The 12,657-nt window shown below is 66.7% G+C and carries 11 protein-coding genes; 3 read left to right on the forward strand and 8 right to left on the reverse strand.

The genetic code is table 11. The features are described from left to right. Window positions 1-3 precede the first annotated feature (3 nt). From ACFYOW_RS07355 to ACFYOW_RS07365, 3 genes are all read left to right on the forward strand, one after another. On the forward strand, window positions 4-846 hold the full coding sequence (locus ACFYOW_RS07355; protein ID WP_387285393.1) for an enoyl-CoA hydratase-related protein: 843 nt from the start codon (window positions 4-6) through the stop codon (window positions 844-846). A gap of 318 nt (window positions 847-1,164) precedes the next feature. After that, window positions 1,165-2,061: an oxidoreductase gene (locus tag ACFYOW_RS07360; RefSeq protein WP_387285395.1), complete on the forward strand. Its 897-nt coding sequence runs from the start codon at window positions 1,165-1,167 to the stop codon at window positions 2,059-2,061. Between the two features lie 132 nt (window positions 2,062-2,193). Next, on the forward strand, window positions 2,194-3,234 hold the full coding sequence (locus ACFYOW_RS07365; protein WP_387285397.1) for a hypothetical protein: 1,041 nt from the start codon (window positions 2,194-2,196) through the stop codon (window positions 3,232-3,234). 83 nt (window positions 3,235-3,317) lie between these two features. Here ACFYOW_RS07365 and ACFYOW_RS07370 read toward each other — a convergent pair whose 3' ends face one another. Genes ACFYOW_RS07370 through ACFYOW_RS07405 form a run of 8 tightly spaced genes read right to left on the reverse strand, consistent with a single transcriptional unit; the run spans window position 3,318 to window position 12,606 of the window. Next, entirely contained in the window at window positions 3,318-4,643 is a 1,326-nt protein-coding gene (locus ACFYOW_RS07370; protein WP_387285399.1) for an MmgE/PrpD family protein, read from the reverse strand. Next, window positions 4,643-6,712, reverse strand: a complete 2,070-nt coding sequence (locus ACFYOW_RS07375) for an acetate--CoA ligase family protein (protein WP_387285401.1) — start codon at window positions 6,710-6,712, stop codon at window positions 4,643-4,645. The genes ACFYOW_RS07370 and ACFYOW_RS07375 overlap by 1 nt, the downstream gene beginning before the upstream one ends. 4 nt (window positions 6,713-6,716) lie before the next feature. Next, complete coding sequence (locus ACFYOW_RS07380; protein WP_387285403.1) at window positions 6,717-7,865, reverse strand: acyl-CoA dehydrogenase family protein; 1,149 nt, start codon at window positions 7,863-7,865, stop codon at window positions 6,717-6,719. Then, window positions 7,862-8,689 carry an N-acyl homoserine lactonase family protein gene (locus tag ACFYOW_RS07385; protein ID WP_387285405.1) on the reverse strand — a complete coding sequence of 276 codons (828 nt, stop codon included), beginning with the start codon at window positions 8,687-8,689 and terminating at the stop codon, window positions 7,862-7,864. Before ACFYOW_RS07385 ends, ACFYOW_RS07380 begins: the two co-directional genes overlap by 4 nt. Beyond that, window positions 8,682-9,692, reverse strand: coding sequence for an NAD(P)-dependent oxidoreductase (locus tag ACFYOW_RS07390; protein WP_387286059.1), 1,011 nt, complete (start codon window positions 9,690-9,692; stop codon window positions 8,682-8,684). The genes ACFYOW_RS07385 and ACFYOW_RS07390 overlap by 8 nt, the downstream gene beginning before the upstream one ends. Continuing rightward, window positions 9,649-11,127: an aldehyde dehydrogenase family protein gene (locus ACFYOW_RS07395; RefSeq protein WP_387285407.1), complete on the reverse strand. Its 1,479-nt coding sequence runs from the start codon at window positions 11,125-11,127 to the stop codon at window positions 9,649-9,651. Before ACFYOW_RS07395 ends, ACFYOW_RS07390 begins: the two co-directional genes overlap by 44 nt. 1 nt (window position 11,128) lies before the next feature. Further along, window positions 11,129-11,599, reverse strand: coding sequence for a PaaI family thioesterase (locus ACFYOW_RS07400; RefSeq protein ID WP_387285409.1), 471 nt, complete (start codon window positions 11,597-11,599; stop codon window positions 11,129-11,131). Between the two features lie 29 nt (window positions 11,600-11,628). After that, window positions 11,629-12,606: an NAD(P)H-dependent flavin oxidoreductase gene (locus ACFYOW_RS07405; RefSeq protein ID WP_387285411.1), complete on the reverse strand. Its 978-nt coding sequence runs from the start codon at window positions 12,604-12,606 to the stop codon at window positions 11,629-11,631. Window positions 12,607-12,657 lie beyond the last annotated feature (51 nt).

Genomic DNA, 12,657 nt, shown 5'->3' on the forward strand with positions numbered 1-12,657 from the left:
CTCATGACCGATTCCAGTACTTCGGACCAACCCATACTGCGCGAGGACACCGACGGCGTCGCGATCCTGAGCTTCAACCGCCCCGACCGCAACAACTCGTGGTCTGTGCCCATGGAGCTGGAGTACTACCGGCTGCTGCACGAATGCGAAAACGACCCCGAGGTCCGGGTCATCGTGGTCACCGGCGCGGGCCGCAGCTTCTGCCCGGGCATGGATACCGCGGCACTGGCCGCTCAGACCGCCGACCCGACCCTGACCACGGAGCCGCACAAACGGGCACCGATCACCACACCGCGTTCGATCCGCAAGCCCGTGATCGCGGCCATCAACGGCGCCTGCGCCGGTATCGGCCTGATCGCCGCGTTGAACTGCGATATCCGCTTTCTGTCGTCGAAAGCCAAGGTCACCTGCGCTTTCTCGCAGCGCGGAATCATGGCCGAGCACGGTCTGGCCTTCACGCTGCCCCGCGAGATCGGCACCTCCCGCGCCTTGGACCTCCTGTTCTCCTCGCGCATCGTGATGGGGCAGGAAGCCCTGGACCTCGGCCTGGTCGATCGGGTCTTCGAGCCCGAGGAGCTGATGCCCCGCACGCTCGAATACGCGCGTGGGCTCGCCGCCAACAGCTCCCCCGTGGCGATGGGTGTCATGAAGCAGCAGGTCTACGAAGCATGGGAAACCACCCACGAGGAAGCCCGCACCATGGCGATCCGCTGGTGGTATGACACGCTGCGGGGCCACAGCGACTTCAAGGAGGGCGTCACCTCCTACCTGGAGAAGCGCCCGCCCGCCTTCTCGCCGTGGGACCCGGCCACGCCGACGGTGCCGGCCCCGTTGCCGAAAGACTGAATCACAACACGTCGAAGGAATAGTCATGGGACAGATGGGGCCGTCCCAGGTTTTTCCACGGCGTCCCTGCGGATCGGCGCCAGCGGGGAACTGGTATCAACTCGACGTAGGGGCTCCCAGAATTGACCGCTGAATAGATAAATAATTCACCTTAAATAAAGCTGGAGTTGATCGCCTTTCCCAGGTTCTGTGAGGTGTCCGCTGCGAAGCGGAGATCGCCTGCGCGACGATTTCGCGTAGCGAACCATCGATCACAAATCGTTATCGTTCACGGGCGAGCAATTGCCGGCGATCGTGTAGCTCTATCAGGAGGAGCCGATGTCCGATCGCACCCGCCGCTGGCTGATCTCAGGGGTATCCTCCGGATTGGGACGCGCGTTACTCGAGAAGCTCGCTGCCGACGGCGAGCAGGTTATCGGAACAGTGCGCAAGACCGCTGACCGAGACCGGCTCGCGCAGTTCGGCTCCAATGTCATCCCTGTTCAAATTGATCTCACCGACAGTGCCGATAATGTCTCAGCAGTGGTACAGCAGGCAATCGAGCAGCTCGGCGGCCTGGATATCCTCGTCAATTGTGCAGGCTACGGACTAATCGGAGCCGTCGAGGAGACAACGGAGGACGAGGCGCGTCATCAGGTCGAAACCAATTTCTGGGGTCCGTGGAAACTGACGCGTGCGGCGCTTCCGTTCCTGCGCGCCTCCTCGGCTGCGCATATCGTCAACGTATCGTCGATCGCCGGTTTCAGCGGTGCGCCGGCCATGGGGTTATACGATGCGTCGAAGTTCGCGCTCGAGGGTATGAGTGAGGCATTACGGCTGGAACTCGAACCGCTCGGGGTACGAGTGACCATCGTCGAGCCGGGCGGGTTCCGGACGAATTGGGCAGGCCCCGGTCTCGTCATGTCCGAAAACGAAATTCCCGAATACGCGCCCTCGACCGAGTGGATCCGAAAGCGGCTGCCATCGCAGAGCGGATCGCAGCCGGGTGATCCGGAACGCGCTGCGGTGGCGATTGCCACGCTGATCGACTCCCCGAAACCGCCGCTGCGTTTACCGCTCGGCAGCGATGCGTCCAAGGCTCTTCGCGCAAAGAGCACCTCGATCCTCAGCGAACTGGACGAGTGGTCGGCTGTGTCGGCCAGTACAGATTTCCCTGTCGAAGAACAAGGTCCAACTCCGGATTCCGGCCGAATCGCGAGTAGACCGCGCCCATAGCGACCCCATGGTTCGACCCGCAGAATTCGGGCCTCGATGAGTGAATGACGCCGACTGCCGACTACTTCAGTCGGTTCGACGACCGCCGTCGAACCGCCGAAACCGTCCAGCATTCTATGTATAGGAGAGAATATGGTGACTTCGTCCGACTCGATTGAGGAGAACAAGGTTTTTCCACCGCGCGGGAACTTCGGCGGCCACGCCCTTGTCTCACCGTTCGAGCCCGACGCAGCCTCGATGGATTCCGACGAACCATTGTTCGGTATGCCACCCGAGGCGCTCTATCTATGGGGGACACTTCGCGACGAGGAGGGGGATCTCCACACCATTATGCGGCGGATCCCCCATACGCAGCCCGCGACCACCCGGCGAACCCTGGTAGTCCAGACCACTATGGGCGGCGCCTCCGCCCTGAAGATGCACCCGTGCGGACGTTCGGCAGCGCCGCACACAAACTTCGTACGAGAACTCGTCGGCGATAACGCTGTCGAATGGCGCAGTACACCCGATGCCGAGGGCGCCCCGTTCCGGGTGCAATGGCGACCCGATGGATGTACATGGATCGAAGAGGGCACCTTCGAACTCGAGGGAAAAATGATCCGGCCCGGGATGCAATGGTACGTTCCGGGACCCAATGCGAGCCTGGCCTATATCGCGACGATCTTCGAATTGGAAGGGACGATCTTCGGCCGAAAGTGTCGCGGCCTGATCGGCTTCGACCAAATCTATATGTACGAAGGTGGCGAAGTCTACAAGACGAAAGACCCCCTCATCGAAGAGGGCCTCGAAATGCTTTGGTACACCTGGGCGACCCGCTACAAAGACGGCAGCGTCGACGCCGGGCACTTCATGCTGGGCAACGACAAGTTCGGCTTCGCGATCTTGACCGACGAAAACGAAAACATCCGCATCACCTATGACACCGACGGCGAGATCACCTACGACGAGGACGGGTACTGGCAAACCGGCGCGCGGTTCTCGATGGCGGGAGAGGAGTTCGAGTTCCTCCCGGATCCTCGCGGCCGTATGCCCGACCTCGGCAATATCCCAAACCCGCAGGTGGACGGTCGATGGCGCCGAGTAGGGGATACTCGGGAACCGGATGTGTGGTTCGCCTGGGGAGAAGCGGTCCCATCGCACGGGGGTAAGCAGCAGAACAGGTACAGCTACTGACCAGACCTGACAACAGCGCCACCCGAGATTGTCTCGGGTGGCGCTGTTGTCAGGTGCGATCGGCAGTGAACGCTGTTTTTTCGTCAGCCGAGGTCGAGCGCCCCCACCGGCACGCTGGATTCCGTCTCCTCGAGCCGGGCGAGGAGACTCCACGCCCGCGCACTCCCGAGGCCGCTGGCCGTGACGAATTTGATCCCCAACTGTTCGTCGTCGAGAGGTTTCTCCGGACTTCCGGAGCGGTCCGGGACCTCGGCGCTGTAGCGGTCGCCGTTCACCGAGACGGTCACCCGCGCACCACGCCGGGACGGGAACCGTTCGTCGAACTCGCGATCCACCACTAGGCGGACACGCCGCGTCAGCGTGCGCAGCCCCGCGTCGGGTTCGACGCCCGGGTCGAAGGGTTGTGCCGGGTCGCGGGTGAGCGCGGCGGACACCAGGTGCGCGATACTGAACCGCCGCTCGGCCGGACTGACCGGTTCTGCGATACCCGCCACCGCGACCGCCGCGGAGTAGGTTTCGACCACGACCTCGTCCACCGTGTGCCCGCGGACGCGGCCGCGCAGCGACAGCGCCGCATCTATCGGCGCGAAGGCGTGGCCGCAGCACTGATAGGGCTTGACGGTGATGCGCGCAATGGCCGGCGCCTCGTCCCACGCCGCGCGTGAGATCTGCCAGTTCGTATCGGTCCCGGTCGCGACGGCCAGCCCGGCGGGGCCCTCCAGCACGTTGCGCGCGCCGCTCAGGCCGCCGGCCGCGGCGGCCGCGGCGACGACACCGGCCTGCGCGGCGGCGCCGGCGTGCATCGGTTTGCCCTCGGCGTCGCTGCGGAATGTCTGCTGCAGGCCACCGCACATCGTCGCTGCCAGCGACAGCGCGTTCACGAACGTGGGGATGTCCGCATCGTGCAGGTCTGCCACGGCGGCCGAGGAGCCGAGAGCTCCCGCCGTGCCGGTCGTATGCCAGTGCCCATAGTGGGTGGGCCCCAGATCGGCCGCGACACGGCACCCGACCTCGTAACCGATGGCGATCGCCCGCAACAGCCGTCCGATGCTCGTATCGATCCGGTCGGCTTCCGCCAGGGCGGCGGCCACTGTCGGGGCGCCCGGGTGATAAAGCCCGGGTGCGTAGATGTCGTCCAGTTCTTGGGTATGTGCCGCAGCGCCGTTCACCATCGCTGCCACCGAGGGGGCTACCCGTTCGGTGCTACCCATGATGCGGCTGGGTCCGGTGGCCGGCAGCAACCCTGCGAGCAAGGCTTGGGCCGGCAGACCGGCCGAGCCGCCCAGGCTCACCCCCAGCCAGTCCACGAACGCCCGGCGCGACCAGCGCTCGACGTCCGGTTCCGTCATCCGCTTGCGATGCTCGATTGCCTGCGCAGCCAGCGCCTCCACCACCGTGTCGACTGCCATCACAGCTCCTGCGAGTACACCGAGACCACCGCGTCGACCGCGACGACACCGTCGGCACGGACCAGGACGGGGTTGAGTTCGGCCTCGGCGACGACCGGATTGCGCAGTGCGAGCCGGGATACCGCGCTCACCGCGTGCGCCAGCGCGTCCAGGTCTCCGCGCGGCAGGTCGCGGTATCCGTCGGCGGCGCGAAACGCGGTCACCTCATCGATCAACGCGCGAGCCTCGGCCGGGTCGACGGGCGCCGGGCGCACGCTGCTGTCGCGATACAGCTCGGTCAGCACGCCACCGGCCGCGACCACCACCACCGGGCCCACGTCCGGGTCGCGCCGGAAACCGATCAGGGCTTCGACGACACCGTCCGTCATCTGCTGTACGAGCAGGCGGTCCACGGTCAGGCCTGGCCGGCGCTGTCCGACCGTATCGCGGATCCGCGCGGCCGCCGCGGCGAGTCCCGGACCGGTCGTGACGCCGAGCACCACCCCGCCGAGTTCGGATTTATGGGCCACCGAAGCGTCGAGAAGTTTGACCGCCACCGGGCCGCCTATCGGCAGTTCGGCGGGCAGATCGTCGAGGCGCACCACCGCGCGCGGCGCGACCCGCACCCCCATCTCCTCGAGAAGAGTGTAGGAATCGTTCTCGTCCAACGGTTTCGGCGCGACCCCTACGGGCGGTACGGCCACCTCCGTCCGGACCGGCGCGCGCCGCGCGAACACGGCCGCGATCGCATCCGCGCACGATTCGGGGGTGCGGAAGGCGCTGACGCCCTTGGCCCGCAGCATCGCGAGCGCTTCCGGGGCGGCGGGCACCACGAAGGCCGCCAGCGGAGTGCCGCGGTCGGCGCACTCGATGATCGGCGCCACGCTGACCTCGGGGGTGAACCGCGCCGAACTGCCGGGCACGGCAACGACGGCATCGAACTCCGGTGCGTCGACCAGGACCTCGAGGACGGCCTTGATCGTGGCGTACTTCGTCCCCGCCAGCGTGAGGTCGATCAGGGCGGCACCGTGGGTGTGCACTCCCAGATCCGCTAGGCGCGCTGCCGTTTCGGCAGACGGGCCGGTCAGAATCGCGCCGCGGTCGGCCAGGGCGTCGACGATCATCGCGCCGCCGCCGCCGGTGGTCGAGACGACGCCGACCCGTGGCCGCGACGGCGTCGCAGACAGCGGGATCCGGCGGGCCAGATGCTGGGATTCGAGCAGCGCCTCGAATGTCCGCACCCGGGCGATGCCGAGCGAGATGAGGAACGCTTCGGCGACCGCGTCGTCGCCGGCCAACGCGCCGGTGTGCGAAACCGACAGCCGGGCACCGGCATCCGAGCGCCCCAGCTTGTAGGCGACGACCGGCTTGCCCCGCTCGGCGGCCAGCCGGGCGAAATCGGCGAGATCCGTTGCGTGGGTGAGGTTTTCCAGAAACAGCGCGAAGCCGGCAACCTGTGGGTCGTCCACCGCGCCGCGGCAGATCTCCCCCAATGAAAGGTCCAATTCGTTCCCGGTCGAGACCATCGAGGCGAATCCGAGGCCCATTTCCGCACCCCGTGACAGCAGAGCGCCCAGCGCGCTGCCCGACTGCGAGGCCACGAAGATATCGCCACTGGGCAGGGTGTCATCGGCGAACGCCGCGTTACCTGTCAACGCCATTCGCCGAGGCAGGTTCGCGATACCGAGGCTGCTCGGCCCGAGCAGCCGCAGCGAGGAGCCGGCGACGATCTCGGTGAGTTCCGCGCGTCGGCGCCTGCCCTCGGCGTCGGTGGGCAGGAACCCGTCGGCGATCACGGTCGCGACCCGGACTCCGAGTGCCGCGCATTCGCGGACCGCCGCGACGGCGGCATCGGCTCCGGTGAGGATGAGCACGTGATCGGGGACGGTGGGCAGAGCGCTCAGCGAGGGCCAGGCCCGCTCACCCAGCACCATCTCCCAGGTGGGGTTCACCGGGTAGACCTCGCCGTCCCAGCCCTGCGCCCGGAGGTAGCCGAGCGGGCGGGCGGTGGTCTTTCCCGGCGTGTTCGAGGCACCGACGATGGCGACCGTTCGCGGGTCGGTCAACGCCCGGTAGAAGTCGGGTTCCATTTCGTCACCGCGCCCGCTGCGAGAACCGGCGACCGAAGACGTCCTCGGCGATGCGATTCTTCAGCACCTCCACCGAACCACCCGCGATCATCCAGCCGCGGGTGCGGCGGAAGCAGTACTCGACGAGGGTTTCCTCGCCGAATCCGGTCGCGCCCATCGCCTGCACCGCCACATCCGCGGCGAAGAATCCGGCCTGATTCGCGGCCAGCTTGGCCATCGCGGTCTCACCAGCGGTCGGCAGGCCGTTGCGGTCGCCGTTGCGCGCGGCGCGTTCCAGCAGCAACTGCGCGGACTCCAGTTTGACCGCGGCGTCGGCGAACATCCACTGCAACCCCTGGAATTCCGCCAGCGGCCGGCCGAACTGTTCCCGGGTCAGGACGTACTCCTTGGCTCGGTCGAAGGCGTAGCGGCCGACCGCGATCGAGCGGGCGCTGTTGCCGAGCCGTTCCACGTTGAATCCGCTGATCTGCTTTTTGAAACCGCCCTCCCCCAACAGAACCTGGGAGTCCGGGATGAAGCAGTCCTCGAAGTACAGCGGGCACCAGTGCTCGCCGTTCATGTACCGCGACGGAGGGCCGACGGTCAGACCAGGGGTGCCGCGGTCGATCAGCACGGATCCGATACCGCCGGTGCCCGGACCGAATCGCAGGTAGACGAGATAGACATCCGCGTCGGCGCTGTGGGTGGAGAAAACCTTGGTGCCGTTGACAACCCAGCCGCCCCCTTTGCGCGTCGCGCTGGTGGTCATCTCGGTAGCGGCCGAACCCGCTTCCGGTTCACTCATTCCCAGTGCGATCAGCAAGTCGCCGGAGAGAAGTCCGGGCAGGTACTTCGCCCGCTGGCCCTCGGAGGCGTACTGGGCGAACGTGCGGATCGGACCGAAGTTGCCCGCCTGCACCACATCCGCGCTGCGCGGGCAGCCGCTCGCCACGGCCTGGATAGCGGTGACCGCGGCGAGCAGACCGGCGCCCTGACCGCCCAGCTCTTCGGGAATGCTCAGTCCGAGCAGTCCCTGCTTGGCGAGCAGTCGCGCGGTATCGCGTTCGTAGTCCGGCGAGTGCGCACGGGCGAGGGCTCCGGGTGCGAGCTGATCGGCCGCGAATGCTTCGGTGGCCGTACGGAATTCGGCGAGCACCTCCGGGTCGTCGATCACTGGATATCCTCCTGGCTGGATACGAGCGGGGGCTCGTGCAGTACGGCGATGCGGCCGGCCGCATCGGGGTCGAGCAGCCGATACTGCTCGAAGAGCTTCGGGTCGTGGCCCGGGATCACGTGAGCCGGCGAGTCGGCCAGCCTGCTGATCGTTGCGAACCCGTCGAGCGTGCCCTCGACGTCGACCATGGCCGGAAAGGGATTCGAGTCGTACAGGTTCTCCGCGAAGTGGATGGCGTCGCCGGCCAGCACGACCCGCCCGCGGTCGGTGTCGACCGTGACGATCTGCGAACCCCGGGTGTGCCCGCCCACCAGCTCCACCTGAATGCCCGGCAGCACCTCATGGCGACCGTCGACCACATCGACGCGTCCGGCGAACAGCAGATGGACGAGTTCGGCGACATCGTCGGGTTCGTAGAAATGGCTGAGCCGGTGGTGCCGCATCGCGGAGCCGGTCACATACGCCATCTCAGCGCCTTGCACCACGATCCGCGCATCCGGAAAGTCGCCGAGATTACCTGCATGGTCGAAGTGCAGGTGGGTCAGCACAACCGCACGAACATCGCGGCGCCGGAACCCGAGCAGCTCGACCGCCTCCCCCGGGCCGAGGTCGAGTTCGCGACCGCGTCGCCGACCGGCCTCGAGGCTGAACCCGGTGTCGACGACCACCACGTCGTCGCCCCGGGCAGCGACCCAGACGATGAAGTCGATGTCGCTGTGGCCGCACCGGTCGCCCGGAACCAGGAAATTGTCGCGGGTCTGTCGTTCGCCCCGGCCCATCCGGATACCCCAGAGCCGCCAGCGTGCGGCGACCGGCTCAGGCATCGCCTTCGACCAGTTTGATCATCACCGGGTAGTAGTTCGCGCCGTACCCGGCATCGCGGGTGCGCTGCAACAGGTCCATGGTCTGGAGCCCGGCGGCGGCCGGAATATCGGATTCCTGCGCGAGTTTCAATGCGAGGGCAAGATCCTTGATCGCGTACTCGACGGGGAACGCTCGCTCCGGGAACTCGTCGACCAGCATGGTCGCCGACGCGGTCCGGCGCAGGGCGAAACTGTCGGCCGAGCCGAGCTTCAACGTGGAGAACAGCGTGTCCGGCCTGACACCGGCCGCCCGGCCGATCGCCAGCGCCTCGGCCAAGGCGTTCATATTGAGGAACAGCACCATGTTGTTCAGGATCTTCAGAACCTGGCCATTGCCGATCTTCCCGGCGTGCACGATATCGCTGCCCATACAGGACAGCAGTGGCCGCAGCTCCTGGAAGATCTCGTCGTCCGCCCCGACCGTGATCAGCAGCGTGCCGTCCTCCGCGGCCTGGCGTAGCCGGGCGACCGGCGCGTCGACCAGCGTGATTCCGTTCTCGGCGAGACGGGTGGCCAGTGCGCGGGTGCCCGCGACATCGCTCGTACTCATATCCACGACGACCCGCGGTTTCTGCGCCGCGGCGGCGAGTTCGGCACACACGGATTCGACCTGCACGATCGAAGGCAGCGACAGGAAAACGATGTCCGCAGCCTGGGCGACTTCATCGACGCTCGCGGCGGCCTGCGCGCCCAGTTCCGCGGCGTCGGCCACCGCCGCGGTTACCGGATCGTAGACGACGACCGGATGGTTGCTGCGCCTGATCAGGTTCGCGCACATCCGCGACCCCATGACGCCGAGCCCGATGAAGCCGAGCGTCGCCGCCTCCGGCCCTTGCCCGCTCATGCCTCCGCCTCGCTGGCGCTCGGCTCCAGCACGGGCGGGAGCCCGGCTGTGTCCATCGTCCGCTCGCTGCGCTCGCTCATGCGATGTCCATGATGACGCTCTTGACCTGGGTGTAGTGATGCACCGCCTCGGTCCCTTTCTCTCGTCCGAGCCCGCTGTTCTTGTAACCTCCGAACGGCACCTCGACGCCGGCGCCGATGTACCGGTTCACCTGAACCTGACCGGCCTCCAGGCGCTCGGCCACCTGATGCGCCGTCGCGAGGTCGCGGGTGAAAACCCCGGCAGAAAGCCCGTATTCGGTGTCGTTGGCGATCGCGATCGCCTGTTCGAGTGTCTCGAACTCGAGCACGGACTGAACCGGCCCGAAGATTTCCTCGCGGGCGATACGCATCTCGTTGGTGACGTCCTGGACGAGCGTCGGATTGATGAACCGGCCGCCGACCGACGGCTGGTCACCACCGATCACCACCTGGGCGCCCTCCACACGCGCCGAATCGATGAAGGACGCGACCCGCTGCAACTGCCGGTCCGAGATCAGCGGACCGACATCGGGATCGTCGAGCCCGTGCCCCACCGACAGTCCCGCCATCCGCTCGGCGAGCAGTTCCACGAACTGCGGCCGTACCGCGCGGTCCACGAGCAATCGAGTGGTCGCAAAGCAGGATTGGCCGGAATTGCGCACCACAGCCTGGGCGCCGGCCGCGGCCGCCGCCGCCAGATCCGCGTCGGCACAGACGATCGTCGGCGATTTACCCCCGAGTTCGAGGTTGACACCGATGATCCGGCGGGCGGCCACCTCGCCGACCGCACGCCCACCGGCGACCGAACCGGTGAACGTGATGTGCCGGACGAGTTCATGCTCGGTGAGCGCTTTCCCCGTCGGATCCGCAGCGCCCAGAACGACATTGCACAATCCGGGCGGGAGACCTGCCTCGACAAGTAGTCGAGCGAGATACACCGAAGTGAGCGGGGTCATCTCGGACGGCTTCACCACCACGGCGTTACCGGCGGCGAGGCACGGCGCAACGCCCCTGGCCAGTTGGGTAAGCGGCGCGTTCCACGGCGTGATGTGGGCGACGACGCCCAGCGGCTCACGGCGGGTGAACGCGAAGGTGCCCGAAGCCTGCGGCAATGTCTCGCCGTGGATTTTGTCGGCGAGCCCGGCGTAGTACTCGAAATAGCGGGCGCTGCCGGCGATATCGGCCCGTGCCTGTGACAGGGGCTTGCCCGAATCGATGCATTCGAGCCGGGCCAGCAGATCGGCGTCGCGACGGATGGCAGTGGCGGCACCGGCCAGCAACCTGCCGCGCTCGGCGGGCGATATCGCGCGCCACCGCCGGTAAGCCTCGTCCGCGTTGCGCACCGCGTCGTCGACGACCTCCGCCGAACTCGTTTCGAAGCCGGCCACCACCGCACCGGTGGCCGGGTCGTCGACGTCGACCCAGCCACCGCGTCCGAGCCCGGTGAACTCACCGCCGATATGTGCGGTGAGCACGTCGGTCAGTCGGGCTCGGCCGAGCACATCGGCAACCTCGGGCCGGAATGTCGTTGTCATCTCACGCACCCTCCCGATCCCCTACTCGCGGGCGTTCACCCGACGCGCTGACGGTCAGCACTGCCTCGGCGAGAACCTTGCCGTCCGGGGTCGACACCGAGGACCGCGAGAAGTTCAGCCGGCGCCCACGTTTGGTGCAGACGCCCTCCACGATCACCTCGGGCTCCCCGGGCGCGACACCGAGGTACTGCACCGTCATACTCACCGTGGTGAAACGGCTGCCGAGGTTGTAGTCGTGCCCCGCCGCGACTGCTCCCCCGCCGACGGCGTCGAGGACTGTCGCCAGTACACCGCCGTGAAAGATGCCGTCGTGCGCGGAAAGTCGTGGCTGATACTTCAGCCGGGCACGGACCACGCCCGGTTCCCAGTCGGTGATCTCCAGCCCGATATCCGTGTTGAACGGCACATGATGACTCCAGTGCTCCCGGAACCACGAATCGCGGGCGCTGATCTCTTCGGGAGTCAACGACATGGGAACTCCTTTCCACACAATGTCGTGAGTCAGACCGTGACGCTGACCATCGCGCCCGCACGAGCAATCAACTGCTCGGCTTCGGCAACCATCCTGGTGACGAGCTCGCGGACGGTCGGGATGTCTTTGATGAGCCCGACGACCTGGCCCGCCGTCCAGATCCCGGCCTCCACATCACCGGTCTCGTACACGGTGCGCCCACGCGCGCCGGCGACGAGTTCACGGACATCCTCGAACTGACCACCCTCCGCGAGGATCCGGACAACATCTCGGCTGACGCTGTTCTTCGCGACGCGGGCGGTGTTGTTCAGTGTGCGCAGAATCAGGTCAGTGTCGCGTTCGGTGGCATCCACCATGGCTTGCTTGACGTTCTCATGGATGGGTGCCTCGGCGGTGCACATGAACCTGGTGCCCATGTTGACTCCTTCGGCACCGAGCATGAGCGCCGCGGCGAGCCCGCGGCCGTCGCTGATGCCGCCGGAGGCGATGATCGGAATGTCGAGGGCGTCCCGGGCAGCCGGGAGCAGCACGAGGTTCGTCACATCGTCTTCACCCGGATGGCCCGCGCATTCGAAGCCGTCCACGCTCACCGCGGCGACACCTACCTGCTGGGCCTTCACCGCGTGGCGCACGCTCGTGCACTTGTGGATGACCTTGACGCCGGCTTCGTTGAACAGGTCCATGAAGGGCTCCGGATTGGAGCCGGCCGTCTCCACGACCTTGATCCCGCACTCTACGATCGTTTCCGCGTATTCGCGGTGGGGCATGGGGCGGATCGACGGCAGCACCGTGAGGTTCACGCCGAACGGCTTGTCGGTCATCTCGCGACACCGAGCGATCTCCTTGCGGAGGTCCTCCGGCGTCGGCTGGGTGAGGGCAGTGATCATGCCCAGCGCACCGGCTTCGGCAATGGGGGCGACGAGTTCCGCGCGGCCCACCCATTGCATACCGCCCTGCACGATGGGGTGATCGACACCGAACAGCTCGGTAATACGGTTCGAAATCATCGGTCTAACCTCTCCTGGCCTACCGGCCTGACTGCTCTGCTGGATCTCGTC

The sequence above is a fragment of the Nocardia sp. NPDC006982 genome, from assembly GCF_042869435.1.
Taxonomy (GTDB): Bacteria; Actinomycetota; Actinomycetes; order Mycobacteriales; family Mycobacteriaceae; genus Nocardia.

Bases quoted from the DNA above. Each gene is read 5' to 3' on its own strand.
- ACFYOW_RS07355 (WP_387285393.1), top strand. From the start codon at position 4: ATGACCGATTCCAGTACTTCGGACCAACCCATACTGCGCGAGGACACC.
- ACFYOW_RS07360 (WP_387285395.1), top strand. From the start codon at position 1,165: ATGTCCGATCGCACCCGCCGCTGGCTGATCTCAGGGGTATCCTCCGGA.
- ACFYOW_RS07365 (WP_387285397.1), top strand. From the start codon at position 2,194: ATGGTGACTTCGTCCGACTCGATTGAGGAGAACAAGGTTTTTCCACCG.
- ACFYOW_RS07370 (WP_387285399.1), bottom strand. From the start codon at position 4,643: ATGGCAGTCGACACGGTGGTGGAGGCGCTGGCTGCGCAGGCAATCGAG.
- ACFYOW_RS07375 (WP_387285401.1), bottom strand. From the start codon at position 6,712: ATGGAACCCGACTTCTACCGGGCGTTGACCGACCCGCGAACGGTCGCC.
- ACFYOW_RS07385 (WP_387285405.1), bottom strand. From the start codon at position 8,689: ATGCCTGAGCCGGTCGCCGCACGCTGGCGGCTCTGGGGTATCCGGATG.
- ACFYOW_RS07395 (WP_387285407.1), bottom strand. From the start codon at position 11,127: ATGACAACGACATTCCGGCCCGAGGTTGCCGATGTGCTCGGCCGAGCC.
- ACFYOW_RS07400 (WP_387285409.1), bottom strand. From the start codon at position 11,599: ATGTCGTTGACTCCCGAAGAGATCAGCGCCCGCGATTCGTGGTTCCGG.
- ACFYOW_RS07405 (WP_387285411.1), bottom strand. From the start codon at position 12,606: ATGATTTCGAACCGTATTACCGAGCTGTTCGGTGTCGATCACCCCATC.